19 protein-coding genes are annotated in these 26,310 nt (G+C 65.6%); 7 read left to right on the plus strand and 12 right to left on the minus strand.

Going from position 1 to position 26,310, the window contains the following annotated elements; translation table 11 throughout:
- Positions 1-154: 154 nt before the first annotated feature.
- From P7A97_RS03160 to P7A97_RS03195, 8 genes are all read right to left on the minus strand, one after another.
- A complete protein-coding gene (locus P7A97_RS03160) occupies positions 155-1,438 on the minus strand; it encodes a DUF3426 domain-containing protein (protein ID WP_277688487.1) in 1,284 nt (427 codons plus the stop codon).
- Positions 1,439-1,503: 65 nt separating this feature from the next.
- The gene (gene prmA, locus P7A97_RS03165) at positions 1,504-2,382 is read right to left on the minus strand and encodes a 50S ribosomal protein L11 methyltransferase (protein WP_277688488.1); all 879 of its coding nucleotides are present in this window, start codon (positions 2,380-2,382) and stop codon (positions 1,504-1,506) included.
- Positions 2,383-2,517: 135 nt separating this feature from the next.
- Positions 2,518-3,873, minus strand: a complete 1,356-nt coding sequence (accC, locus tag P7A97_RS03170; protein WP_277688489.1) for an acetyl-CoA carboxylase biotin carboxylase subunit — start codon at positions 3,871-3,873, stop codon at positions 2,518-2,520.
- A 16-nt stretch (positions 3,874-3,889) separates the two neighbouring features.
- Positions 3,890-4,351, minus strand: a complete 462-nt coding sequence (gene accB / locus P7A97_RS03175; RefSeq protein WP_277688490.1) for an acetyl-CoA carboxylase biotin carboxyl carrier protein — start codon at positions 4,349-4,351, stop codon at positions 3,890-3,892.
- Between the two features lie 25 nt (positions 4,352-4,376).
- Positions 4,377-4,820 carry a type II 3-dehydroquinate dehydratase gene (aroQ, locus tag P7A97_RS03180; RefSeq protein ID WP_277688491.1) on the minus strand — a complete coding sequence of 148 codons (444 nt, stop codon included), beginning with the start codon at positions 4,818-4,820 and terminating at the stop codon, positions 4,377-4,379.
- 122 nt (positions 4,821-4,942) lie between these two features.
- Positions 4,943-6,742, minus strand: a complete 1,800-nt coding sequence (locus P7A97_RS03185) for a protein-disulfide reductase DsbD (protein WP_277688492.1) — start codon at positions 6,740-6,742, stop codon at positions 4,943-4,945.
- Between the two features lie 149 nt (positions 6,743-6,891).
- Positions 6,892-8,853: a methyl-accepting chemotaxis protein gene (locus tag P7A97_RS03190; RefSeq protein ID WP_277688493.1), complete on the minus strand. Its 1,962-nt coding sequence runs from the start codon at positions 8,851-8,853 to the stop codon at positions 6,892-6,894.
- Between the two features lie 80 nt (positions 8,854-8,933).
- Positions 8,934-10,556, minus strand: a complete 1,623-nt coding sequence (locus P7A97_RS03195; RefSeq protein ID WP_277688742.1) for a PleD family two-component system response regulator — start codon at positions 10,554-10,556, stop codon at positions 8,934-8,936.
- A gap of 240 nt (positions 10,557-10,796) precedes the next feature.
- Between P7A97_RS03195 and P7A97_RS03200 the strand changes: the two genes are divergently transcribed.
- The 4 genes from P7A97_RS03200 (at position 10,797) to speA (ending at position 15,056) form a co-directional block, all read left to right on the plus strand.
- Entirely contained in the window at positions 10,797-11,867 is a 1,071-nt protein-coding gene (locus tag P7A97_RS03200; protein WP_277688494.1) for a DUF2333 family protein, read from the plus strand.
- Positions 11,867-12,403 (plus strand): NUDIX hydrolase, encoded by a 537-nt coding sequence (locus tag P7A97_RS03205; protein ID WP_277688495.1) that lies wholly within the window; start codon positions 11,867-11,869, stop codon positions 12,401-12,403. Before P7A97_RS03200 ends, P7A97_RS03205 begins: the two co-directional genes overlap by 1 nt.
- A 246-nt stretch (positions 12,404-12,649) precedes the next feature.
- Positions 12,650-13,021, plus strand: coding sequence for a translation initiation factor Sui1 (locus P7A97_RS03210; protein WP_277688743.1), 372 nt, complete (start codon positions 12,650-12,652; stop codon positions 13,019-13,021).
- Between the two features lie 121 nt (positions 13,022-13,142).
- Positions 13,143-15,056 carry an arginine decarboxylase gene (speA, locus tag P7A97_RS03215; RefSeq protein WP_277688496.1) on the plus strand — a complete coding sequence of 638 codons (1,914 nt, stop codon included), beginning with the start codon at positions 13,143-13,145 and terminating at the stop codon, positions 15,054-15,056.
- A gap of 258 nt (positions 15,057-15,314) precedes the next feature.
- Here speA and P7A97_RS03220 read toward each other — a convergent pair whose 3' ends face one another.
- Genes P7A97_RS03220 through P7A97_RS03230 form a run of 3 tightly spaced genes read right to left on the minus strand, consistent with a single transcriptional unit; the run spans position 15,315 to position 18,182 of the window.
- Entirely contained in the window at positions 15,315-15,773 is a 459-nt protein-coding gene (locus tag P7A97_RS03220; protein ID WP_277688497.1) for a DUF2214 family protein, read from the minus strand.
- A gap of 14 nt (positions 15,774-15,787) precedes the next feature.
- Positions 15,788-16,825, minus strand: a complete 1,038-nt coding sequence (locus tag P7A97_RS03225; protein ID WP_277688498.1) for a sensor domain-containing diguanylate cyclase — start codon at positions 16,823-16,825, stop codon at positions 15,788-15,790.
- The gene (locus tag P7A97_RS03230) at positions 16,800-18,182 is read right to left on the minus strand and encodes an MATE family efflux transporter (protein ID WP_277688499.1); all 1,383 of its coding nucleotides are present in this window, start codon (positions 18,180-18,182) and stop codon (positions 16,800-16,802) included. Before P7A97_RS03230 ends, P7A97_RS03225 begins: the two co-directional genes overlap by 26 nt.
- Positions 18,183-18,498: 316 nt before the next feature.
- On the opposite strand from P7A97_RS03230, the gene P7A97_RS03235 reads away from it, so the two are divergent.
- The 3 genes from P7A97_RS03235 (at position 18,499) to P7A97_RS03245 (ending at position 25,891) form a co-directional block, all read left to right on the plus strand.
- On the plus strand, positions 18,499-20,427 hold the full coding sequence (locus P7A97_RS03235; RefSeq protein ID WP_277688500.1) for a methyl-accepting chemotaxis protein: 1,929 nt from the start codon (positions 18,499-18,501) through the stop codon (positions 20,425-20,427).
- Positions 20,428-20,517: 90 nt separating this feature from the next.
- On the plus strand, positions 20,518-25,413 hold the full coding sequence (locus P7A97_RS03240; RefSeq protein WP_277688501.1) for an alpha-2-macroglobulin: 4,896 nt from the start codon (positions 20,518-20,520) through the stop codon (positions 25,411-25,413).
- Positions 25,414-25,552: 139 nt separating this feature from the next.
- Complete coding sequence (locus P7A97_RS03245) at positions 25,553-25,891, plus strand: endonuclease domain-containing protein (protein ID WP_277688502.1); 339 nt, start codon at positions 25,553-25,555, stop codon at positions 25,889-25,891.
- A gap of 89 nt (positions 25,892-25,980) precedes the next feature.
- Here the strand turns inward: P7A97_RS03245 and P7A97_RS03250 are convergent, their stop codons facing one another.
- Positions 25,981-26,280 (minus strand): hypothetical protein, encoded by a 300-nt coding sequence (locus P7A97_RS03250; protein WP_277688744.1) that lies wholly within the window; start codon positions 26,278-26,280, stop codon positions 25,981-25,983.
- Positions 26,281-26,310: the final 30 nt, after the last annotated feature.

Raw genomic sequence — 26,310 nt, forward strand, 5'->3', positions numbered from 1 at the left:
AAACGGCGTTCGGGGGAGTGCGAAAAAGGGAGGGCATGATACCCGCTCTCGGTGACCGGATAAAGGCTGTTTTGAACAAATTATGAACAGTCGTCGGCTTATTGCCTTTGCTCGGTGTGGCGTCTGCAAGTGCCGGAATTCCGGCGCTTGCAGCTTATTCGGGGGAGTGGAAGTTGAGGCTGTAGTTGACCGCTCTGGCGCCGGGGTCCTTGATCTCCAAGGAGATGTGGATGGGCGTCTGCGGCGGCATTTCGGCCTGGCCGGCCAGCTCGCCGCTGAGGTACTCGCTGGGGCGGAAGCGGCTGCCGACGATCAGCTGGCCATTGATGTCGGCGAAGCGCAATTCCAGTACCGGGAACGGCTGGGCAAAGGGCGCGCGGTTGTAGAGGATGGCGTCCACCAGCAGCGCGTCCATGTACTGCGGATGACTGCGCACCACCAGGTTGGTGCTGCGAATCTGGCTGATGTCGACCTTGGACGGCAGGCTGCAGCCAATCTCCGGGCAGACGGCTTCGAACCAGGGACGGTACTGATCCTGGCGAGCCAGTTCCTCGAAGTGATAGGCAATGTATTGGAAGGCCAGTGCGCCGGCGCCTAGCAGGTTCAGCAGGCCCCAGCCGAACCAGCGGCCCCAGGGCTTCTTCGGCTGTTGCCAGTCGAGTTGCAGTGGGTCGTCGCTGAGATCCAGCAGGCTGTCGTCACGCAGGGCGGGCTCGCTGCGTTCTGGCTTCTGGGGCGCCTGGTGGCGGGTACGGTAGGCGCTATCGTCGATCTCTTCGGGCTCGTCGGGCTCGCCGCGGGCATCTGGCTCATCGATGACCGGCTCGGTACGTATTTCGGCGACGTGCTCCCTGGGCTCTTCGGGTAGCGAAGGGACAGCGCTTTCCGTGCGCGCAGGCTGGCGTGGGGGTTCTGCCTTGCGCGTTGTTTCTTCCTTGAGCAGGGAAACGGCCCAGCTCTCGTCATGCTTGTCGGTGGTTTCTTCCGTGCTCTGGAATGGGGTGATGGCCGGCTGAGTCGCGCTGGACATGGCCGTGAACTCGCGCGACAGCTGCATTTCCTGTTCTTCCAGCTTGGCCAGCTCTTCGTCCAGGTCAAGGCTATCCAGATCCAGGTCATCGTGGATCCACAGGGTGTCGACGGACTTCTTCTCGGGGGCTGGCGGCGTCGCTTTGCTCTCGGGCGGTGTCACCCTGGCCGGAGGTGCTACAGGGCTGGGCGCCGGTGCCGCAGCCGATGCCGCGGGCTTGCTTGGCGATGGCGCTGCGGCAGCAGGTTTACCGGCGCGGGTCTGATCCACCAGCATCTGCTGGGCGGCATTGAACACGCGCATGCAAGCCCCGCAGCGCACAGCGCCATGGGCAGCACCCAGCTGTGCGCGACTGATGCGGAAGCTGGTGCGGCAGTGGGGGCATTGGGTGACAAAACTGTCGGTCATGCGGCGGTCCGTGCGAAACAGGGCGCTAGTTTACCCAGGCAGGGGCCTGGGAATACAAGCGCTTGCTAGCGTTTTACCCCGCTGATACGCACCCAGCCGTCCTTGATCGCAGTCGGATCGAGGTCGAAAGCGCCAGCATAGGCTTCACGTACTTCTGCTGCCTGCTCGGCGAGGATGCCGGACAGCGCCAGGCGGCCTCCGGCCTTGACCAGGGCGGTGATCTGCGGCGCCAGCGATACCAGCGGGCCGGCCAGGATATTGGCGACCACCACATCGGCCGGCTGTTGCGGCATGTCGGCGGGCAGGTAGACCGGGAAGCGTGCCGGGTCGATGCCGTTGCGCGAGGCATTGTCGCGCGAGGCTTCCAGAGCCTGCGGATCGATGTCGGTGCCGCGTGCCTGCGGCGCGCCGAGCAGCAGGGCGGCGATGGCGAGGATGCCGGAGCCGCAACCGAAGTCGATCACGTCGCAGTCGGTTAGTGCCTGGCCGTCCAGCCATTCCAGGCACAGCGCGGTAGTCGGGTGGGTGCCGGTGCCGAAGGCCAGGCCCGGGTCGAGCAGCAGATTGACCGCGTCCGGCTCCGGCGCGGCGTGCCAGCTCGGTACGATCCACAGGCGCTGGCCGAAGCGCATGGGCTGGAAGTTGTCCATCCAGCTGCGTTCCCAGTCCTGGTCTTCGATCTGCTCGATCTCGTGGGCTGGCAGTTCGCCGCCGGTGAGCAGTTGCAGATGCGCGATCAGATTGGCCGGGTCGGTGTCGGCCTCGAACAGAGCCAGTAGGTGGGTGTGCGACCACAGCGGGGTGGTGCCCAGGTCCGGTTCGAAGATCGGCTGATCCTCGGCGTCCATGAAGGTCACCGACACGGCGCCGACGCCGAGCAGGGCATCTTCGTAGGTCTCCGCCTGTTCGGGGGTGATGGCGAGACGGACTTGTAACCAGGGCATGGTGAACCTCGTGTGCGGTGCAGCGGGATGGTGCAGTTTGGGCGCGCAGCTTACTTGAGGGGGCTGCGCCCCGCCAGTTTAGGCGCCGAAACGACAGAGGCCGCCCGAAGGCGGCCTCTGTGCATGGCAGGACAATCAGTGTTTATCCATGCCCAGCTTCTTCTCCAGGTAGTGGATATTGATTCCACCCTTGAGGAAGCCTTTGTCGCGAGTCAGGTCGCGGTGCAATGGGATGTTGGTCTTGATCCCGTCGACCACGATCTCGTCCAGGGCGTTGCGCATGCGCGCCATGGCCTCGTCGCGGGTGCGACCGTAGGTGATCAGTTTGCCGATCAGCGAGTCGTAGTTCGGCGGTACCGAATAACCGCTGTACAGGTGCGAGTCGACGCGGATGCCGTTACCGCCCGGAGCATGGAAATGCTTTACCTTGCCGGGGCAGGGCATGAAGTTGTCCGGGTCTTCGGCGTTGATCCGGCATTCCAGGGCGTGACCGAGGATCTTCACGTCTTCCTGCTTGATCGACAGCTTGTTGCCAGCGGCGATGCTGAGCATTTCCTTGACGATGTCGACGCCGGTGACCATTTCGGTAACCGGGTGCTCGACCTGCACGCGGGTGTTCATCTCGATGAAGTAGAAACGGCCGTCTTCATAGAGGAACTCGAAGGTGCCGGCACCGCGGTAGCCGATCTCGATGCAGGCATCGACGCAGCGCTTGAGCACCTCGGCGCGGGCCTTTTCGTCGATCTGCGGGGCAGGTGCTTCTTCCAGCACCTTCTGGTGGCGACGCTGCAGCGAGCAGTCGCGGTCGTACAGGTGGATGGCATTGCCCTGGCCGTCGGACAGGACCTGGACTTCCACGTGGCGCGGGTTGCCGAGGAACTTCTCCAGATAGACCATCGAGTTGCCGAACGCCGCGCCCGCTTCGGTGCGGGTCAGCTTGGCCGACTTGATCAGGTCTTCTTCCTTGTGCACAACGCGCATGCCGCGACCACCGCCGCCGCCAGCGGCCTTGATGATCACCGGATAGCCCACTTCGCGAGCAATCTTCAGCGCTTGTTCCTCGTCTTCCGGCAGCGGGCCGTCGGAGCCTGGAACCACCGGCACGCCGGACTTGATCATGGCGTCCTTGGCGGACACCTTGTCGCCCATCAGGCGGATCACGTCGGCGGTCGGGCCGATGAAGGCGAAGCCGGATTTCTCCACCTGCTCGGCGAAGTCGGCGTTCTCGGCGAGGAAACCGTAACCCGGGTGGATCGCGGTGGCGCCGGTGACCTCGGCGGCGCTGATGATGGCCGGGATGCTCAGGTAGGACTGCGCGCCCGGTGCCGGGCCGATGCAGACGGTCTCGTCGGCCAGGCCCAGGTGCATGAGTTCACGGTCGGCGGTGGAATAGACCGCCACCGTCTTGATATCCAGTTCCTTGCACGCGCGCAGGATGCGCAGGGCAATTTCGCCACGGTTGGCGATCAGGACTTTCTCCAGCTTCTGCATTACGGGCTCCCCGTGATCAGACGATGGTGAACAGAGGCTGGTCGTACTCAACCGGCTGACCGTTCTCAACGAGGATCTGCTCGATCACGCCGCTGGCTTCGGCTTCGATGTGGTTCATCATTTTCATTGCTTCGACGATGCAGAGGATGTCGCCTTTCTTCACGGTCTGGCCGACTTCGGCAAAGTTGGCCGAGGTCGGCGAGGCGGCGCGGTAGAAGGTGCCGACCATCGGCGAGCGCACCACGTGGCCGTTCAGTTTGGCAGCGGCCGGGGCAGCTTCGGCGGCCGGCGCTGCGGCGGCAGGTGCGGCAACCGGGGCGGCTACCGGCGCCGGCGCGGCGGCGTAAACCGGGGCGGCCATGGCCTTGGCGCTGTGGCGGCTGATGCGCACGGACTCTTCGCCCTCGCGGATCTCCAGTTCATCGATACCGGACTCTTCCAGCAGCTCGATCAGTTTTTTGACTTTGCGGATATCCATAGTTTTTCAACTCCCAAGGGTGAGGTCAGGGGCGTTCTAAATGTTCCAGGGCGGCTTCCAAAGCCAGGCGGTAACCGCTGGCGCCGAGGCCGCAGATCACACCTACCGCTACGTCGGAGAAGTAGGAGTGATGGCGGAAAGGTTCACGTTTGTGCACGTTGGACAGGTGCACTTCGATGAATGGGATGCTCACTGCCAGCAGCGCGTCACGTAATGCGACGCTGGTGTGGGTAAAAGCGGCGGGATTGATCAGGATAAAGTCGACACCTTCGCCTTTTGCGGCATGAATGCGGTCGATCAGTTCGTATTCGGCATTGCTCTGCAGGGACATCAGGTGGTGGCCGGCGGCGCGTGCGCGCTGCTCCAGGTCCTGATTGATTTCGGCGAGGGTAGTGGCGCCGTATTTGTCGGGCTCGCGGGTGCCCAGCAGATTGAGGTTGGGGCCGTGCAGCACCAGGAGAGTGGCCATGGGCGCTTCCTTGTTATTCTGACCTTGGTTTGGCCGGGACTATGCCGAAAGCGCTGCAGGCTGTCCAGTTACCAGAAATAGCCGGCAAGATGGACGAAATTTGCGGCAGAAATATGACGTGGTCAGTTCTGGCGTGTGGCGGCGCGGGTCAGGCGTTCGGCGAAGTCGGCGGCGCTGATTTCACCTACGACACGTAAATCCGACCATTCGTCACCGTTTGCAGCAAAGAACAGAATCGCCGGCGGACCGAACAGCTGGTAGCGGTCGAGCAGGGCGCGCTGTTGCTCATTGCTGTCGGTGATGTCGAAGCGGATCAGCCGATAGCCGCCCAGCTGTGCGGTGACGGCGGGGGCAGTCAGCACTTCGCGCTCGATCACCTTGCAGCTGATGCACCAGTCGGCGTACCAGTCCAGCAGCAGCGGCTGGCCGGCTTTTTTCGCTTCGGCGAGTGCGGTGTCGAGTTCGGCCGGGGTAGTGATGGTTTGCCACTCGCTATGTGTCGCAGCGGTCGCCTGAGTGACGACGGCCGCTTCGGTGCGGCCCAGCGGACGCAGGGGGTCGCTGGCGCCCTGCAGGGCGCCGATCCAGGCGAGGACGGCGTAGACCAGCAGTGGCAGGCCGATCAGCTGCGCGAGCTTCTGGTGATGGGTCTTGGGCGTCAGCTCCAGTACGCCGAGCCACAGGGCGATGCCGGCGGCCCACAGACCCCACAGGGCCAGGCTGACCTGGCCGGGCACCACGCGCTCCAGCAGCCAGATGGCCACGGCCAGCAGCAGGGCGCCGAACAGGTTGCGCACGCCGATCATCCAGTTGCCGGATTTCGGCAGCAGCGCACCGCCGCCGACGGCGAACAGTACCAGCGGTGTGCCCATGCCCAGGCCCAGGGCGAGTAGCTTGAGACCGCCACCGAGGGCATCGCCGCTGGCACTGATATAGAGCAGGGCGCCGGCCAGCGGCGCCGATACGCAGGGCGACACCAGCAGGCTGGAGAGCACGCCCAGGGCGGCGGCGCTGAACACGGTGCCGCCTTTCAGGCGCTGGCTTAGGTTCTGCAGCGGGCCGTCGATGGCGGCCGGCAGGCGCAGTTCGAGGAAGCCCAGGCTGGCGGCGCCGAGCAGGGCGAAGAAGAGGGCGAAGGGCGCCAGCACCCAGGGCGATTGCAGGCGTGCCTGCAGGTTGAGTTCAGCGCCGAACAGGCCCATCAGTGCACCGAGAATGGCGAAGCTGATCGCCATCGGCAGCACATAGGCCAGTGACAGTACCAGGCTGCGTGCGCCGCCCGGCTGACCGCGCAGGACCACGCCGGTGAGGATCGGCAGCATCGGCAACACGCAGGGGGTGAAGGTCAGGGCCAGGCCGCCGAGGAAGAACAGGGCCAGCTCCTTCCAGGTCCAGCCGCCCGGTGTGCTGGCTGGCGCGGCATCCGCGGCCGCGCTGCTGGTCGGCGCCGCGCCCTGGCCATCGACCTCGATGCGCTCGTTTTCCGGCGGGTAGCACAGGCCCTTATCGGCGCAGCCCTGGTAGGTGACGTGAACGGTGAAGGGCAGGTCGATCGGGTTGTCGATGGGCAGTTCTACGTCGGTGATGCCGTAGTACACCTCGACATCGCCGAAATATTCATCGTGCTTGGGCTCGCCGGCCGGCAGCACGGCCTCGCCCTTGGCCAGGTCGCTCGGCTCGATACGGAACTGGAAGCGGTGGCGGTAGAGGTAGTAGCCCTCGGCATTGACGAAACGCAGTGTGATCGAGGTGGGACTCTGCTCCACCAGGCTGAGCTTGAAGGCCTCGCGCACCGGCAGGAAATCGCCGCTGTTGTTCAGCGGGGCGTCGTCGATCAGGCCGCGGGGCTTGGGGTCGTCGAACAGCCCGGCCAGGGCCGGCAGGGTGAACAGCAGCAGGAACAGAGGTAGCAGACGGCGCATGGGAGGCTCGCATGGCGGATCAGGCGGGCATCATACCCAAGATGCGCCGCCGACCCCAGGCGACCGGGTGGCGCAGGGTGTCAGCGGATATTGCCGGGGGCTGGGCGGTATGGGCGCGGGTCTTGGGCTTCGCTGTGCTCAGCGCCAACCTACAGACGGAAGGCCTGTACGGCGGTGTGCAGGCGCCCGCCCAGTTGCAGCAGCTGTTCGCCCTGGGCACGGCCTTCGCCGATACGGCTCAGGTTATCGTCACCCAGCAGGTGGATGCGTTCGCTGCGGTCGCGGATTTCGCTGGCCGTGCCGCCCTGCTGGGCGGTGGCTTCGGCAATGCGTTCGGCCATGCTGGCGATGGTGCGAATGGCGACCACCACTTCATCCAGAGCGCCATCGGCCTGCTCGGCCTGGCTGGCCGTGGCTTCGGCATGTTCGACCTGGGCGCGCATGGCCGCCACCGACTGCTGCGCGGCCTGCTGCAGGCGCGCGATCAGCTCCTGGATTTCGTCGGTGGCGCCGCTGGTGCGTTGCGCCAGTGAGCGCACCTCGTCGGCGACCACGGCGAAGCCACGGCCCATCTCGCCGGCGCGGGCGGCCTCGATGGCGGCGTTGAGCGCGAGCAGGTTGGTTTGCTCAGCCACGCCGCGGATGACCGTCAGCACCGAGCCGATGGTGGCGGTTTCGGTGGCCAACTGCTCGATGGACTGAGCGTTGCCCTGCACTTCGCCAACCAGCGCATGCAGGCCGGTGAGGCTCTGTTCGATCACTCGTTGGCCCTGTTCCACCGCCTGGCTGGCAGCCCGGCTGGCCTCGGCGGCCTGGCTGGCGTCGTCGGCGACCTGGCCGATGGTGGCCTCCAACTCGCCCAGGGCATCGCGAATCTGCGCCGTATCGGCCAGCTGGCGCTCGGCGCCACCGTGCAGGCCCTGGCTCAGTTCGGCTAGGGTTTGGCTCGTGCCGGCCACTTCGCCGGCGTGCTGGTGAATAGTGCCGACCAGCTCCACCAGGTAGCGGCGCAGATGATTGAGGGACTCCTCGATGTCACGCATTTCCCGGGTGCGGGTGTGGATCTTCACCTCGGCAGCGAAGTTGCCGGCGGCCCAGGTCGACAGGGAGGGTGCCAGGTGGCTGAGCACCGTGCTCAGGCGGCGCTGGATCCGGTCCAGGCCGAGGGCGATCAGCAGGATCAGGCCGATCACCAGACCCTGCAGCAGGCGTACTTCGCCCTGGATGCGGCCATGTTCTGCACGCACGGCGGGCTCCAGGGCGGCCAGAGCCTGCTGCAGGTCGGCGATTCGGGCGCTGCTGTTGGCTGCCAGTTCGGCGCGCTGGCGGATCAGCGTGCGGGTGCGCTCCAGCTCGCTGGGGTAGCGCTTGATCAGGCTGGCCAGCTCGCGTTTGAGGGCGATGCCTTTGTCTTCGGCCTGCTGTTGCTCGCTGTTGCTGGCCAGGCCGAGCAGGGCGGCAAAGCTGTCACCGGTCGAGGCTTCGTCTGCCACGCCGAGCAGCGGCAGGGCGTCGATCCGTGCAGCCAGCTGAGTCAGTGTCTGTTGCTCGCGTTGGACATCCTCGGCCAGCTCCTCGCGGCCGCTGGCGACCAGCTTGCCACGGGCGTGTCCCAGGCGGGTCAGGTGCTGTGCAGCCTGGAACAGCGGTTGACGGTACTCGGCTGCCTGCGCGTTGCCGCTGTCGGCGGCGTAGCTGTCGAGTTGCTCGAGGGCCCCGCCGATTTCCCGCTCGGCTTGCAGCAGCAGGCCCTGAGGGTCGCCGGCCAGCTTGCCGGCGGCCAGTAGATCACTGGCGACGAACTGGCTCAGCTGGTTCAGGCTCGGGCGCAGCTGCTCGGCCAGTTGGCTGGGTATCTCGTCGAGCTGGCTTTCGAGCGCGCCAATGGACTCCAGGGCCTGGCGATGACGCAGGGCATCGCCTGTGCTCAGGTAGGCCTGGATGTTGCTGGCGACCTGCTGCTGGAATTGTTGCGACAGGCTCAGGTAGCGCTGCATCAGCAGGTAGGGCTGCTCCAGCGCCTTTTCCGACCACCAGAGTGTGCCGCCGAGGATCAGACAGGCGCTGACCAGCAGGGTGGTGGACAGGTTGGTGAGTTGTTTGAGGCGCATCGCGGACACCGGGACTGCTGAAAAACGGTGCCCGCAGGTTATTGCGGTTTGGTTAAGGCTTTGTGACAGCGTGACGCGGATCACGCTTGGTCGAGATGTATTTCCACCCGGTTGCGTCCACCGCGCTTGGCGACGTAGAGCGCTTCGTCGGCGTTCTTCGACAGGCTGTTGCAGTCCAGGCCGTCGCGCAGTTCGGCGATACCGCAGCTGAATGTGCAGGACAGATCCTGGGGCTGCGCCGGGTAGTGGATCTCGGCGAAGCGTCGGCGGATCTCGTCGAGCACCTTGGCCGCGGTGGCGGCGTCGGTGTCCGGCAGGACCACGGCGAATTCCTCGCCACCGTAGCGGCCGATATGGTCGGTCTTGCGCAGGCGCTGCTTGAGGAACAGCGCCAGGCTCTTGATGACCCGGTCGCCCATGGGGTGGCCGTAGGTGTCGTTGACCTTCTTGAAGTGGTCGATGTCGATCATCGCGAAGCTCAGCGGTTGGCCATCGCGACGGGCGCGAAAGCGTGCATCTTCCAGCAGCTGCAGGGTGTGGGTGTGGTTGAACAGTCCGGTCAGGCTGTCGCGCACCATGCGTGCCTTGAGGTTGCGCGCCCGCGCCGCGCGGTTGCGCACGGTGGCGATCAGGTGGCGCGGCTTGATCGGTTTGGTGAGGAAGTCGTCGCCGCCTTCGCTCATGGCGTCCAGTTGCTTGTCCAGGTCATCTTCGGCGGACAGGTAGATGATCGGCACGCTGACATAACGGTCGTTGTGGCGGATGACCTTGGCCAGTTCGGTGCCGCTGCAGTCCGGCATGTACATGTCGAGGATGATCAGGTCGGGCTGGAAATCGGCCAGCTCGGTCATGGCCTGGATCGGCTCGATCAGGGTGCGGGTGACGATGCCGGCACTGTTCAGCACGCGCTCGGTATGCGTGGCCTGTGCCCGCGAGTCGTCGACGATCAGCACCTTGTAGGGCTCGTACTGCACCACGTTGGTCAGCACTTCGATGCGCTCGATCAGGCCCGAGGCATCCAGGGCGCCGGTGAAGAACTCCTGACCGCCGGCGCGCACGGCGGCCAGGCGGGTCGGGGTATCGACATCCTCATGGCTGAAGAACAGCAGCGGCAGTTTCTGCTCCAGGCCCTGCTGGGCCTCAGTGGCCAGCGCCATGCCCTGGCCGGGGCCGGCGAAGTCGACCTCCATCAGGATGGCCGAGGGGTGGCGCTCGGCCATGGCGGCGCGGAAGGCGCTGGCGCTGTCCAGTGCCTGTGCGCTGAGGCCAAAGAACTCGAGTTGCTGGGCCAGGCGCTGGGCGCGCTCCTTATCCTGCAGGGCCAGGTATACCGGCTTGCGCAGTGGTGGCAGGAAGGTCTGCTCGTAGTGGTCGCCATGGCGCAGGCCAGTACGCGACAGGCGCTGCATCAACTGGTTGAGTTCGGTGATCAGCGGGCTGGTCAGGCGTCCGCGATTGGCCTCCACGGCTTCCAGGCAGTGGCCGATGGAACGGGCCAGTTGAATGTGCAGCGCCTGTTCGAAGCGCTCGGCATAACGCAGCAGACCGACGTTGGCCTCCAGCAGTTCGGCCATCACGGTGGTGTCCCACTCGCCCTGTTGCAGACGCTGCCAGACTTCCAGCACCTGGCGCGCCTGATGGATGACGCGCTTGGCGAAGTGCTGCTTGAGGCGGTCGCGGCTGGGATCTTCTGGCTCGGACATGGCAGTTATGTGGTCGATCATGGATTGGCCTGCGGGGCCGATGATGGCCTCATGCTACCACTGGTTATGTTTTGTACTACAACCTTCGTTCATTTGACGCCAGATTTCCACCATTTGGCTGTTTTGCCCTCTGTCGTACCAATCCGTCACTGCGACGTTCCTGCGCTTCACTTATAGTGCTGGGCACCTATCGGCCCTGTATGGGTCGGATGAATCAACGAGTTGATCAAGGACAAGACCATGTTGGATTGGAAGAAGAGTGCAGATGAGCTGCGTGGCAATGTCGATGACCGAGTCGACGATGCCCGCAGCTACTTCGGCGGCCGCTGGTTCGGCCGCGTGCTGGGCAGCCTGCTCGGCATCTACCTGCTGGTCGCGTTGCTGGTGGGCTGGTGGTGGAGCCAGGAGCCCGATCTGTTTCCCGTGCAGCAACGCTCCCAGGCGGCTGCCGAGCAGGCCCAGCGGCAGCTGGTCAACGGTTACACCACGGTGGAAACCCTGAAGCAGGTGGCGCAGACCCTGCTGGACAAGCCCGGTGGCTACCTGTCCAACGATGTCGCCCCGCCGGGTCTGTGGCTGGACAACATGCCCGCCTGGGAATATGGCGTGCTGGTGCAGGTACGTGACCTGTCGCGGGCCATGCGCAAGGATTTCGCCCGCTCGCAGTCGCAGTCCACCGAGGATCCGGACCTGGCCAAGGCCGAGCCGCGCTTCAACTTCGACAACAAGAGCTGGGCCCTGCCGGCCTCCGAGGCTGAATACAAGGAGGGCATCAAGTCGCTGGATCGCTACCTGGGGCGCCTGGCCGATCCGGGCCAGCCCAATGCGCAGTTCTATACCCGCGCCGACAACCTCAACAACTGGCTGGGTGATGTCGCCACGCGCCTGGGCTCTCTGTCGCAGCGCCTGTCGGCCAGTGTTGGGCGGGTGCGCCTGAACACCGACCTGCAGGGTGACCGCGCGGTGCCGGAAGGCGAAACCGTGCCGGTGCGCGAAGAGGAGGTGAAGACCCCCTGGATGCAGATCGACAATGTGTTCTACGAGGCGCGTGGTCAGGCCTGGGCGCTGTCGCACATGCTGCGTGCCATCGAGGTGGACTTCGCCGACGTGCTGGCCAAGAAGAACGCCACCATCAGCGTGCGGCAGATCATCCGTGAGCTGGAGGCGGCCCAGGAGCCGCTGTGGAGCCCGATGGTGCTCAATGGCAGCGGCTATGGCGTGCTGGCCAACCACTCGCTGGTGATGGCCAACTACATTTCCCGCGCCAATGCCGCGATCATCGACCTGCGCACCCTGCTGAGCCAGGGCTGATGGCCATCAGCGCCCGCGAGGCGGCCCACCGTGCCGCCTCCGATGCCGAGCGCATCGCCTGGGTCGATGAACAGGACGGCTTGCTCGGCAGCCTGCCCCGTGCCGAGTTACGGCAGCGCGGACTGATCGGCCGCGGCACCTTCATTCTCTTGTTCAACTCCGCTGGCGAGCTGTGCGTGCATCGACGCACCCTGAGCAAGGCCATTTATCCCGGCTACTGGGATGTGGCGGCCGGCGGCATGGTCGGTGAGGGCGAGAGCTACGCCGTCTCCGCCGCTCGCGAATTGCACGAGGAGCTGGGCGTCGCCGGGGTGGTATTGCACGAGCAGGGGCGCTTCTTCTTTGATCAGCCGGATAACCGCCTGTGGTGCGCGGTGTTTTCGGCGGTCTCCGACGCGCCGCTGGTGCTGCAGCCAGAGGAGGTGCTGGAGGCGCGTTTCATCCCGCCGCAGCAGGCGCTGGTCGATGCGCTGGAAAAGCCGTATTGCCCGGATTCGCTGCAGGCCTTGCGTTTGTATCTGGCCAATCGGACGTAGGCTCAAACCCGCGCAGGCTCTGGTTTTGTGCAGTATTTCCATGCGCCTTGTTTGCGATGCCGCACGGGGTCGCCAATCCGTCGGCCAATGGCGCAATTTTGGACTTAGCACGAAGGGTTTTTGCCCTTACACTGCGCCCCCTCTGAACCCGGGCGCCTGCCCGGTAGCGCTGCCCCTGCCTGAGTGGGGCTTCGCGGTCGGCCCATGCCGGCCAGTCGCTATCCTGACCCCTACGAGGACCTGCCGGTGGTCAAGAAAGCTTCGTCGTTATCCGCCCTCGGCGGTCTCGTCTATTCCACCGACAGCGGTCGGCACTGTCCCGAGTGCAGCCAGCCGGTGGATGCCTGCATCTGCAAGAAAACCTTTATTCCGCAAGGCGACGGCATTGCCCGCGTGCGCCGGGAAACCAAGGGCCGCGGCGGCAAGACCGTCACCACCATCACGGGCGTACCGCTGGCCGAGGCCGAGCTGAAAGAGCTGGCCAGTGCGCTGAAGAAGCGCTGCGGCTGCGGTGGCGGGCTCAAGGACGGCGTCATCGAGATCCAGGGCGACATGGTCGAGCTGCTCCTCGAAGAGTTGGCCAAGCGCGGCTTCAAGGCCAAGAAATCCGGCGGCTGAGCCGGACTTTCCTAAACTTCTTTCCAATGGGTGCAGTCCATGCACCTGCAATCGTCATATCCATGGCTTACACCTGCGGCCCCATGGGCGGCAGCCTTTACCTCGCTACAGGGAGACCTCGATGGCCGCAAGACGCACACGCAAAGACGACGGCAGCCAGTGGACAGTTGCGGACAGCCGCAGTGTGTACGGCATTCGCCACTGGGGCGCCGGCTTCTTCTCGATCAATGACGAGGGCCGCGTCGAGGTGCGTCCCAATGGCCCGGACAGCGCGCCGATCGATCTTTACGGCCAGCTCGACGGCCTGCGCGAGAGCGGCCTGTCGCTGCCGCTGCTGGTGCGTTTCCCGGACATCCTGCAGTACCGCGTGCGCCAGCTGACCAGCGCCTTCGACGCCAGCATCGCGCGTCTCGAATACGGTAATCGCTACACCGCGCTGTACCCTATCAAGGTCAACCAGCAGGAAGCGGTGGTGGAGAACATCATCGCCACCCAGGACGTCTCCATCGGCCTGGAGGCCGGCTCCAAGCCCGAGCTGATGGCCGTGCTGGCGCTGGCGCCGAAGGGCGGCACCATCGTCTGCAACGGCTACAAGGATCGCGAATTCATCCGCCTGGCGCTGATGGGGCAGAAGCTCGGTCACAACGTGTTCATCGTGATCGAGAAGGAATCCGAGGTGCAGTTCGTCATCGACGTGGCGGCCGAGCTCAAGGTCGCCCCGCAGATCGGCCTGCGCGTGCGCCTGTCCTCGCTGGCGTCCTCCAAGTGGGCCGACACCGGCGGCGAGAAGTCCAAGTTCGGCCTGTCCGCCGCGCAGATCCTCGCCGTGGTCGAGCGCTTCAAGCAGGCCGGCCTGGACCAGGGCATCCGCCTGCTGCACTTCCACATGGGCTCGCAGATCGCCAACATCGCCGACTATCGCAAGGGCTTCCGCGAGGCCATCCGCTACTACGGTGAACTGCGCGCGCTGGGCCTGCCGGTCGACCATATCGACGTCGGCGGCGGCCTGGGCGTGGACTACGACGGCACCCACTCGCGCAGCGCCAGTTCGATCAACTACGACATGTCCGACTACGCCGATGCGGTGGTCGACATGCTCAAGGAGTTCTGCGACCGCCAGGATATCCCGCACCCGCATATCTTCTCCGAGAGTGGCCGGGCGATGACCGCGCACCATGCGGTGCTGGTGGTGCAGGTGACCGACGTGGAGAAGCACAACGATGAGGTGCCGCAGATCGATCCGGCCGTCGAGCAGCCGGAAGTGCTGCAGGCGCTGATCGAGCTGCTCGGTGATACCGACCCGGAAATGGTCGCCGAGAGCTATTGGCGCGCGACTCACTACATCGAGGAAGTGGCCGCGCAGTATTCGGCGGGCAAGCTGTCGCTGGCCGAGAAGGCCCTGGCCGAGCAGTGCTATTTCGCCATCTGCCGCCGCCTGCACAACCAGCTCAAGGCGCGCCAGCGTTCTCACCGCGCACTGCTCGACGAACTCAACGACAAGATGGCGGACAAGTACATCTGCAACTTCTCGGTATTCCAGAGCCTGCCGGACACCTGGGCCATTGGCCAGATTCTGCCGATCCTGCCGCTGACCCGCCTGGAAGAAGAGCCGTTGCGCCGCGCCGTGCTGCAGGACCTGACCTGCGACTCCGACGGCAAGATCCGCCAGTACGTCGACGAACAGTCGATCGAGACCAGCCTGCCAGTGCATGAAGTGCGCGAGGGCGAGGACTATGTGCTGGGCGTATTCCTGGTGGGCGCCTACCAGGAAATCCTCGGTGACATGCACAACCTGTTCGGCGACACCGACTCGGTGAATATCCATCAGCGTCCGGACGGCACGGCCTACCACACCGGCATCGAGACCCACGACACTATCGAGGACATGCTGCGCTACGTGCACCTGTCGCCCGAGGAGCTGATGACCTACTACCGCGACAAGGTGGCCGGCGCCAAGCTCAGCGCCGCCGAGCGTACCCAGTACCTCGACGCCCTGCGCCTGGGCCTGACCCGCTCGTCGTACCTGTCGAGCTGATCGGCCCGTTGCAACGAAAAAGCCCGGCAATTGCCGGGCTTTTTTCTGCCTGCGTGCTCTGGTCGTAGCCCGGATGCAATCCGGGAAAACCCGCATGCGCTGTGGCAGGACGCTAATTCGCTTTGGCGCAGATTCGGTTGGGCTAGCTCTGCCCTAGAGGACACAAGGCTGGCATTTGTGGGAGTGGCTTCAGCCACGATTGGGGTTGTTTGAAGAAGCATCCCGACTGAAGTCGCTCCCACAGGAGATGTTGCCGGATCAGCCGCCAAACATGCCCTGCCCACGGGCCATCAGGCTGGCCAGGAGTGGCAGGCAGACCAGCAACAGCAGCTCCAGGCGGATCACCATGATGGTGCGGCGGGCCACGGCTGGGGTGAGGCTCGGGGCCTTGCCGGCGAGCACGTCGTTGCGCCAGCTGAAAAAGGTCAGGGTCGGCAGGATCGACAGCAGACCGATGAGGATGAACAGGCTGACCTTGGCGTGGAACAGGTAGTTGTGCAGGTAGTAGTCCAGCCCCTTGCCGAACCACAGTACCCGCGCCAGGCCGGTGGCCAGTACCAGACCGGCACAGATGCCGTAGGCGATGTCGATGCGCATCAGGCGCCGCGCGGTGGTTGCATCCAGCTCAGGCTTGAACAGTACGTGTTCGCTGGTCAGCAGGGCGAACAGCACGAAGATCGACAGGTAGTGCAGGCTGGCAGCGATGGCGTCGGCCATGGGAGCTCCTTTCCTCAGGGGGTATCCGGGGCGTGGATCGTTCTGTTGCGGCCCTGCTGCTTGGCAAGGTAGAGGGCGCGGTCGGCTCTTTCCAGTAGCGCCGCCTGCGCTTCGCCGGGCATGGCCAGGGCCGTACCGATGCTGATGGTGACCGGGACCGCCTGCTGGTCGAGCTGTATGGGGGTGAGGCCAATGGATAAGCGCACACGCTCGGCAATGTGCTGCAATTCCTCCTGGTTGTGCACGCTCACCAGCGCAATGAACTCTTCTCCGCCAAGTCGTACCAGCAGGTCATCCGGGCGCAGAGCCGTGCTCATGCGCCGCGCACTTTCCCACAGTACCCGGTCGCCTGCGGCGTGGCCGTGCTGGTCGTTGATCTGCTTGAAGTGGTCGAGATCGGCGTAGATTGCGCCGAGTTTCTCGCCGTTATCTCGGGCATTTTGCTGTTCGCGGCCGAAGAACTGGGCCAGGGCCGCACGATTCCACTGCTGGGTGAGCGGATCGATCAGCGCTTTGCGCTGCTCGCGGCTGACCGCCTGGCGCAGCTTCGCGGCCTGCTGACTGAGGCCGCGTAGCTGCAGGTAGCCCTCGGCCAGGGTGCCCAGGTCGCACAGGCGTAGGCGTTCCTCCTGGCTCAGGGTGCGGGGGTGCGGGTGCAGCAGGCAGAGCGTGCCGATGGCTTGGCCGTCACGGCTGTACAGCGGCTGACCGGCATAGAAGCGGACAAAGGGCGCACCGGTGACTGCCGGGTTGTCGGCGAAACGCGGGTCCCTGTGGGCATCCTCGATTACCAGCAGGCTATTGGCTGCCACGGCGTGGCCGCAGAAGGAAATGTCGCGGGGCGTTTCCGCCATGTCCAGGCCGATGCGGGCCTTGAACCACTGGCGGTTGCGGTCGATCAGGCTGATCAGCACCGTTTCCACCTGGAACAGTTCGCGGGTCAGGCGCACCAGGGTATCGAGGTAATTCTCGGCCGGGGTGTCGAGCAGTTCAAGATCATCCAGTGCCTGCTGGCGCAGGGATTCATTATCCGGTGTAGGGGCTTTGAGCATCGGGCTCTCCAGTCGGCCGTTCGGCAATCCAGGCGTTCTGCCGTTGCAGGCGCAGGGCCTGAATGGCCAGGCATACACCTCGCATCAGCATAAAACATAGAAAGGCCAGCCACAGGCCGTGATTGCCCAGGTCGCGCAGCAGCCAGGCCATGGGCAGTGCCAGGAGCAGGCTGATGAGCATGGCATCGCGCATTTCGCGGGCACGGGTGGCGCCGATGAACAGGCCATCGAGCAGATAGCTCCACACCGTGATCAGCGGCAGTACCGCCAGGTAGGGCAGGTACTGGTAGGCCACCGCGCGCACGGCGGCGATATCACTCTGCAGGTTGATGAAAATCTGCCCGCCGGCCAAGAAGGCTGCGGCGAACAGCAGGCTGGCCAGTAGCGACCAGCCGCCGGCGACCACCAGCGAGCGGCGCAGTTCGTCACGCCGGCCGGCGCCGATGGCGTGACCGCACAGGGCTTCCACCGCATGGGCCAGACCGTCGAGGGCATGCGCGGTGAGTAGCAGACCGTTGAGCAGCAAGGCGTTGGCCGCCACCGTGGCATCGCCGAGGCGGGTGCCCTGCACCGTGACCAGGAAGAACACCAGTTGCAGGGCCAGGGTGCGAATCAGAATGTCGCGATTCACCGCCAGCAAGGGGCGCCAGTTGCGCCACTGGCGCAGAGCGGCTGTCGGCGTGCGACCGGGGTGCCTGCGCAGTGCGCGCCAGGCCAGCGCCAGGCCAAGCAACGCGCCGCTCCATTCGGCGATCACCGAGGCGCGGGCGGCGCCGAGTACGCCCCAGTCCAGGCCGAGGACGAACCACAGGTCGAGGGCGACATTCAGCAGGTTGGTGGTCAGCAGGATGGCCAGCGGTCCGCGTGCATCCTGAGTGCCCAGCAACCAGCCCACCAGCGCGTAGCAGGCCAGGGCGGCAGGCAGACCGAGCAGGCGGGTGTGGAAGTAGTCGCGGGCCAGCTCATCGAGCGCAGCGGAGGGTTGCATCAGGCCCAGAGCCAGATCACTCAGCGGTACGGCCAGCAGGCCGAGTGCCAGGGCCAGCCCGACGGCCAGCAGCAGCCCCTGCAGCAGGATCAGGCGCAGGGCATTGCCGTCGTCGCGACCGCTGGCCTGGGCGGCGAAGCCGGTGGTGCCCATGCGCAGGAAGCCGAACAGCCACACCAGCAAGGTATACAGACTGCCGCCTACGGCCACTGCAGCCAGTTGATGGGCATGCGGCAGATGGCCGATCACCGCGCTGTCCACCAGGGCCACCAGCGGCACCGACAAATTGGACAGGATCATCGGCGCGGCCAGCGCCCAGACCCGCCTGTGGGTCGGGGCGTGGCGCCAGGCCTCGAGCAGCTTGAGCATGAGGGGCCTTCCGGCAAAAGCGTGAATTATAAGAGGGGCGGGCAGCTGCCGTCCGTCGCTTTACGCCTGTGTACCTTTAGCGGGCCAAGGCCGGGCCGACTACATGGGGGTGACGGGGCCATGGCTGGTATGATTGTGTGCATTTAAGTGGCAAAATTGTGAATTTTATGCGCATATTTTGGTCGCAAATTTTTGTGTGAAGGCTCTGGAGGTCGATCCAGAGCCTTTTCTGCGCTGGTGTATTCCCTGCTTGCGCATCTACGGGAGTCCGTGAGGCTCCCTGGTCCTGCGGCATAACAACAATGAGGTGGCACGCATGCAGTTCTGGCAGCGCAGTATCGGCTGGCAATTGATCCTCAGCATGGGCGCGGCGCTGGTGGTCAGCGTCCTGCTGGTGATCTTCATCTATTCCGGCGTGGCCAACCGTCAGGTCGAGCGCTATCTGGTCAACGGCGAGCTGCCGGCGCGGGTGGAGGCGGTGCGCAACGACCTGGAGCGGGTCCTGGCCACACCGCTGGAGCAGGCCCGTGGCATTGCCGGCAACAGCCTGGTGGCCGACTGGCTGGCGGCCGGCGAAGACCCGGCCCAGCTGGAGGCCATGAGCCGTTATCTGCAGCAGGAGAAGCTGGCCGGCGGCGCCCTGAGCACCTTTATCGTGGCCCTGCAGTCCGGCAACTACATCACCAACGAAGGGCTCGACCGCACCCTGACCCGTGGCCCGGACAGCGCCTGGTTCTATGGTTTCGTCGACAGTGGCAAGCAGCGCTCGCTGGATATCGATGTCGACAGCAGCACCAAGATTCCCACCCTGTTCATCAACCAGCGCATCGAGGCCGGCGGCAAGACCCTCGGCGTCGGCGGCCTGGGCCTCGGCCTGGGGGCCATGTCCGAGCTGATCAGCGGCTTCCGTCTCGGCGAGTCGGGACGGGTCTACCTGGTGGACGCGAGCGGCAAGGTTAAGGTGCATCCGGACGCCAAACTCAGTGACCAGAGCAGCCTCACCCAGTTGGTGGGCAACGAGGCTGCGGCCAGCCTGGTCGATCAGCCCGGGAAAACCCAACGTTTCGAGCGCGACGGCGAGGGCTTCCTGGCCATGGCGCTGCCGCTCAATTCCATCGACTGGCGCCTGGTCGCCGAGATTCCCGAGCAGCAGGTCTATGGCGAGGCACGCCAGGCGCTGCTGACCACCGCGTTGATCGGCCTGGCAGTGATCGTGCTGTCGCTCGGCCTGGTGGTGTTGCTGGCGCGCGGCCTGGTGCGGCCGATCCAGCGGGTTACCGAGGCGCTGGTGGAGATCGGCGGTGGCGGCGGCGACCTGACCCGCCGCCTGGACGAGTCCCGGCGTGACGAATTGGGCGACCTGGCCCGTGGCTTCAACCGCTTTCTCGAAGGTCAGCGCCAGCTGATCGGCGAGGTGCTGGCCACCAGCGAACGCCTGCGCAGCTCGGTCGCCCAGGTGGCCCAGGTGGTGGACAACACCGCGCAGCGCGCCGACCGCCAGCAGGAGATGACCCATATGGTGGCCACCGCCGTACACGAGATGGGCCTGACCGTGCAGGAAATCGCCCGTAACGCCGGCTCGGCGGCCGAGGTGTCGCAGAATGCCCGTGATCAGGCTACGGCGGCGCGCACCGAGGTCGGTGGCTCCATCGCGCATATCCAGAAGATGTCTGGCGAGATTGGCAACGCTGCCGAGGCGGTCGGGGAGCTGGCGGCGGAAGTGGCGTCCATCGACCAGGTGCTGGCGGTGATCCGTGGCATCGCCGAGCAGACCAACCTGCTCGCGCTCAACGCCGCCATCGAGGCGGCACGAGCCGGCGAGATGGGCCGTGGTTTCGCCGTGGTGGCCGACGAGGTGCGCACCTTGGCCAGTCGCACGCAGAACTCCACCGCCGAGATCCAGCAGATGATCCAGCGCCTGAAACAGGGCGCCGAGGCGGCCGTCAGCTCGATGCAGGGCGGCCAGCAGGCCACCGGCGTCGGCGTGCAGGCCAGCGAGAGCACCGGGCGGGCGCTGGAGAGCATCGCCGATCAGGTTGAGCGTCTCAGCGACATGAACACCCAAGTTGCCGCCGCCACCGAGGAACAAAGCTCGGTAACGGAGGAGATCAACCGCAACGTGCAGGGCATTGCCGACCTGGCCCAGCAGACCGTGGGCGAAGTGCAGAGCTGCAACGAGGACTGCCGCACGCTCAATCGCCTGGCCGACGACCTGGCGCGGCAGATGGGCAGCTTCCGCCTCTGAGGCGGCAATAAAGGTGCGACCGTCGCACGGCAACGCGGCGGTCGCTCGGCTATATTGCTCGCTTCTCTGCCACAGATGCGCGAGTTCTCCATGTCGTACAAAGGATTGTTACTGGCTGCCACGCTCACCCTGCTGAGCGCCTGCGACTCTTCAACTCCCGAACAGACCAGCCCGCCCGCCGCGGCGCAAGACGCTGCCCGTCCGGCGCTGGACGAAGCGGCGCTGGCCAAACGTTACGCCGGCCGCGAGCTGAGCGTGGCGGATGTTTCGGAAGTCCAGCTCGACGGCGCCAGCACCCTGGCGGTGACCTTCAGCGTGCCGCTGCAGGCGGATCAGGATTTCGCCGCCAAACTGCACCTGGTCGATCGCAAGAGCGGCAAGGTGGACGGTGCCTGGGAGCTGTCCGACAACCAGATGGAGTTGCGCCTGCGTCACCTGGAGCCCAAGCGCAAGCTGGTGCTGACCATCGAGCGCGGCCTGCGTGCGGTCAACGGCAGCGAGCTGGCCCGCGAATACAGCGCCAGCGTCGATACCCGCGATCTGCAACCTACTGTCGGTTTCGCCAGTCGCGGCTCGCTGTTGCCGACCCGCCTGGCCGAAGGTTTGCCGGTGATCGCGCTGAACGTCGACAAGGTCAATGTCGAGTTCTTCCGTATCAAGCAGGAGTCGCTGCCGCATTTCCTCGCCCAGTGGGGGCGCGGCGCCAACCTGGACACCTGGGAGGCCCGCGAGCTGCTGCCCATGGCCGAGCTGGTCTACGGCGGGCGTTTCGACCTCAACCCGGCGCGCAACACCCGCGAGACCCTGCTGCTGCCGATTGCCGGCCTGGAGCCGTTCAAGCAGCCCGGCGTGTACCTGGCGGTGATGCGCGAAGCCGGCACCTACAGCTATTCGCAGCCGGCGACCCTGTTCACCCTGAGCGACATCGGCCTGTCCGTGCATCGCTACCACGGGCGCCTGGATGCCTTCACTCAGGCGCTGGAAGGCGGCAAGGCGCTGGAGGGCGTGGAGCTGGAGCTGCTCGGCGACAAGGGCCAGCTGCTGGCCAGCGCCAAGACCGACGCTGCCGGCCACGCCGAGCTGCCGCTGCCGGACAAAGCCAGCCTGCTGCTGGCGCGCCAGGGCGAGCAGACCAGCTTGCTCAACCTGAACGGCCCGGCCCTGGACCTGGCCGAGTTTGACATCACCGGGCCGCAGGCCAACCCGCTGCAGCTGTTCGTGTTCGGCCCACGCGATCTGTATCGGCCAGGCGAAACGGTACTGCTCAATGCGCTGCTGCGGGACGCCGACGGCCAAGCGGTCAAGCCGCAGCCGGTGAACGTCGAGGTGCGCCGACCGGACGAGCAGATCAGTCGCAAGTTCGTCTGGCAGCCGGACGAGCAGGGCCTTTACCAGTATCAGCTGCAGCTGGCGGCCGAGGCGCCGACCGGGCGCTGGCAGCTGCTGCTCGACTTCGGTAACGGCCACAAGCAACTCTACGAGTTTCTGGTCGAAGACTTCCTGCCCGAGCGCCTGGCGCTGGAGCTGAAGGGTAGCGAGACGCCCATCGCCCCCAGCGACGAGGCGCAGTTCCAGGTCGAAGGCCGTTACCTCTACGGCGCGCCGGCTTCCGGCAATCGCCTCACCGGCCAGCTTTACGTGCGCCCGCTGCGCGAGGCGGTCAAGGCGCTGCCCGGCTACCAGTTCGGCTCGCTGACCGAAGAGGAGCTGAGCCAGGATCAGGAGCTGGAAGAAATCACCCTGGATGCCCAGGGCAAGGCCGTGGTGCAGCCGGAGAACCGCTGGGCCGAGGCCAAGTCGCCGTTGCAGCTGATCCTCCAGGCCAGCCTGCAGGAGTCCGGCGGCCGCCCGATCACGCGTCGTCTGGTGCAGCCGGTATGGCCGGCCGCGCAGCTGCCGGGCATTCGCGGTTTGTTCGATGGCGAGGAAGTGGATGGTGACGGCCTGGCCGAGTTCGAGGTGCTGCTGGCTGACCCGCAAGGCAACAAGCTGGCCAGCGACAACCTGCAGGTACGCCTGATTCGTGAGCGCCGCGACTACTACTGGAGCTTCTCCGACAGCGATGGCTGGAGCTATCACTACAACGAGAAGTTCCTCAACCTGGGCGAGGAGGGCATCAAGGTCACCGCAGGCGGCACCGCCAAGGTCAGCTTCCCGGTGGAATGGGGCCCCTATCGCGTCGAGGTGATCGATCCGTCCACCGGGCTGCTCAGCAGCCTGCGTTTCTGGGCCGGCTACTCCTGGCAGGACAACAGCGAGGGCGGCGCGGTACGCCCGGATCAGGTCAAGCTGGCGCTGGACAAACCCGCGTACACATCTGGTGAAACAGCCAGGGTCAGCGTCACGCCGCCCAGCGCCGGTAACGGCTACCTACTGGTGGAGTCGCGCAGCGGCCCGCTGTGGTGGCAGGAGATCGAAGTGCCGGCCGAAGGCGCCAGCTTCGACATTCCCCTGGCCAAGGACTGGGCGCGTCATGACCTGTACGTCAGCGCGCTGGTAATCCGCCCCGGCGAGCGCAAGGCTGGCGCCACGCCCAAGCGCGCCGTGGGCCTGCTGCACCTGCCGTTCGACCGCGCGCCGCGCAAGCTGCAGGTCAGCCTCACGGCGCCGGAAAAGATGCGTCCGCAGCAGCCGCTCAAGGTTCATGTCCAGGCGCGTAACGCCGATGGCAGTGTGCCCCAGCAGGCGCGTGTGCTGGTGGCGGCGGTGGATGTCGGCATCCTCAATATCACCGAATACAAAACGCCGGACCCGTTCGCCGAGCTGTTCGCGCGCAAGGCCTATGGCGCCGATCAGCTTGATGTCTACGGTCAGCTGATTGAGGCCGGCCAGGGCCGTCTGGCCTCGCTGGCCTTCGGCGGTGATGCGGCGCTGGCCAAGGGCGGCAAGCGCCCGGACACCAGCGTCACCATCGTCGCCCTGCAGAGCCTGCCGCTGACCCTGGACGACAAGGGGGAGGGCGAGGTCAGCCTGGATATTCCCGACTTCAATGGCGAGCTGCGCCTGATGGCCCAGGCCTGGACCGATGAGCGCTACGGCATGGGCGAGGCCAAGACGGTGGTCGCCGCGCCGCTGGTGGCCGAGCTGTCGGCACCGCGCTTCCTCGCCGGTGGCGACGAAACCAGCGTGGCGCTGGACCTGAGCAACCTGTCCGGGGCCAGCCAGAAGCTTGATGTGCAGATCGAGACCGATGGCCAGCTCAGCCTGAGCGAGACGCCCGGCGGCTACACCGCACCGCTTCAGCTCGACCAGGGTCAACGCACCACGCTGCGCATCCCGGTGCGCGCCGCCGGTGGCTATGGCAGCGGTATCGTACGGGTCAAGGTCAGTGGGCTCAGCCTGCCCGGTGAAACCCTGGACGCTTTCAGCCGCGAATGGCGCATCGGCGTGCGCTCGGCCTGGCCGGCGCAGACCCGCCTGCTGCGCAGTATGCTGCAGGGTGACCGCTGGCAACTGCCGCCCGGCACCTTGGCTGACTTCGAGCCAGCCGGGCGCGAGGCGCTGCTCAGCGTGTCCAGCCGTCCGCCGCTGAACCTGGCCGAGCAGATCCGCGCGCTCAAGGCCTATCCCTATGGCTGTCTGGAGCAGACCACCAGTGGCCTGTATCCCTCGCTCTACGCCGACAGTGCGACTCTCGAACGCCTGGGCCTGGACGGCGAGCCGGACGACACGCGCCGCCGCGCCATCGAGATCGGCATCGAGCGCCTGCTGGGCATGCAGCGCTACAACGGCAGCTTCGGCCTGTGGGGTGCTGACGCTGACGAGGAGTACTGGCTGACCGCCTATGTCACCGACTTCCTGCTGCGCGCCCGCGAGCAAGGCTTCGCCGTACCGCCGCAAGCGCTAGAGAAGGCCAGCCAGCGCCTGCTGCGCTACTTGCAGGATCGCCAGCTGATCGATCCGGGCTACAGCGAGAACCTCGACCACACCCGCTTCGCCGTGCAGGCCTATGCCGGCCTGGTGCTGGCGCGCAGCCAGCAGGCGCCGCTGGGTAGCTTGCGCGCACTGTACGAGCGCCGCGAAGACGCCAAGTCCGGCCTGCCGCTGGTGCAGCTGGCCGTGGCTCTGCAGAAGATGGGCGACAAGCCGCGTGCCGATCAGGCGCTGGCCCTGGGGCTGGGGCTGGGACGCAGCCGCAAGGCATGGCTGGCCGATTACGGCAGCCCGCTGCGCGATCAGGCGCTGATCTACGCCCTGCTGGAGGAGAATGACCTGGCACCCGCATCGCGTGACACCCTGCTGTTCGAGCTGGCCGAGGAGCGCACGCAGCAGCGCTATTGGTCGACCCAGGAACGCAATGCCCTGTTCCTCGCCGGGCGAGGCCTGATCAAGCAGCCGGAGCAGGCCTGGACGGCAGCGCTGGAAGTGGCCGGGCACACCCGTGAACTGAGCAATGGCCAGGGCGCGGTGCGTCTAGACGGCGCTGGTCTGGCCGAGCCGTTCAGCCTGAGCAGCAGCTTCGACGGCAAGCTGTACCAGCAGTTGACCATCTCCGGCTATCCGACCCAGGCCCCAGCCCCCGGCGGCAATAACCTGAGCATCGAGCGTGGCTATTACGACCTGAGCGGCAACGCGCTCGATCTGAGCGACTTGCGCAGTGGCCAGCTGGTGCTGGTGCACCTGGCCGTACGCGCCGAGGAACGGGTGCCGGATGCTCTGGTGGCCGACCTGCTGCCGGCCGGTCTGGAGCTGGAAAACCAGAACCTGGCGCAGAGCGCCGCGAGCCTGGAGGATGCGGGCGGTGCGTTGAAGGACTGGCTCAAGGCCATGCAGAACGCCCCGATCAAACATCAGGAGTTCCGTGACGATCGTTTCGTGGCCGCGGTGGATGTGAACAGCTATGACACCACCCACCTGCTGTACCTGGCCCGTGCCGTCACCCCCGGCACCTACCGCGTGCCGCCGCCGCAGGTGGAGTCGATGTACCGCCCAGCCTGGAATGCGCTGGGGGCTACGCCGGCACAGTTGCGGGTGAGGGAGCGCTGAGGGGGTTAATGCCCTCTCCCCAGCCCTCTCCCACTAGTGGGAGAGGGAGCAGATCGTGCAGGCCGAGGCAGCAGCGTCAGCCCTCTCCCGTTTACGGGTGAGGGGCCGGGGAGAGGGCAACAGGGGCAGGGAGGTTCCAATGGGCTTGCGCGAAAACGCCAAGTCACTGCGCGCGAGCATGACCGATGCCGAGGCCCGTCTCTGGTACCAACTGCGTGCTCACCGCTTCATGGGCTTCAAGTTCAAACGGCAGAAGCCTGTGGGCCCTTACATAGTCGACTTCGTCTGTCTGGAACGGTTTCTGGTGATAGAACTGGATGGTGGGCAGCATATGGAGCAGGCGCTCAAGGATAGTGAGCGCGATGAGTATCTAAGGGCGCGGGGCTATCGGGTATTGCGCTTCTGGAACCATCAGGTACTGAAAGAGATTGAAGCGGTACTGGAGCGGATTCGGCTGGAGGTCGGTCCTCTCCCGTGAACGGGAGAGGGAGCAGAATGTGCAGAGTGTATAGATCGGCGTCACCCCTCGCCCACTTGTGGGAGAGGGGCCGGGGGAGAGGGAAAGCCTCAGCTCACAATCAAACTCAGCAACCACAACCCCAGCAACACGCAGATCACCATGCGCACGAAAGCCTTGCGCATGCCGGTGCGCACGGCTGCGTAGAGCAGGAGCAGGCCGCAGACCATGGCGACGATGCTGAGCAGGCCGACATCGGTGCCCAGCGCCGAGGCCAGGCCGTTGAGGAAGCTGCGGCCGACGTCGGCGAACAGGCCGAAGAAGCCGCTGAGGGCTTCGACGATAAAGCGGATCAGGGTGCCGAGGGCGTGGCCCAGCCATTCGAAGAAGTCTTGGATCAAGGTATGGATATCCACAGCGGCATGAACAATTGCCGCGCA

Origin of the sequence: Pseudomonas sp. GOM6, assembly GCF_029537485.1 — a bacterium.
GTDB lineage: Bacteria > Pseudomonadota > Gammaproteobacteria > Pseudomonadales > Pseudomonadaceae > Aquipseudomonas.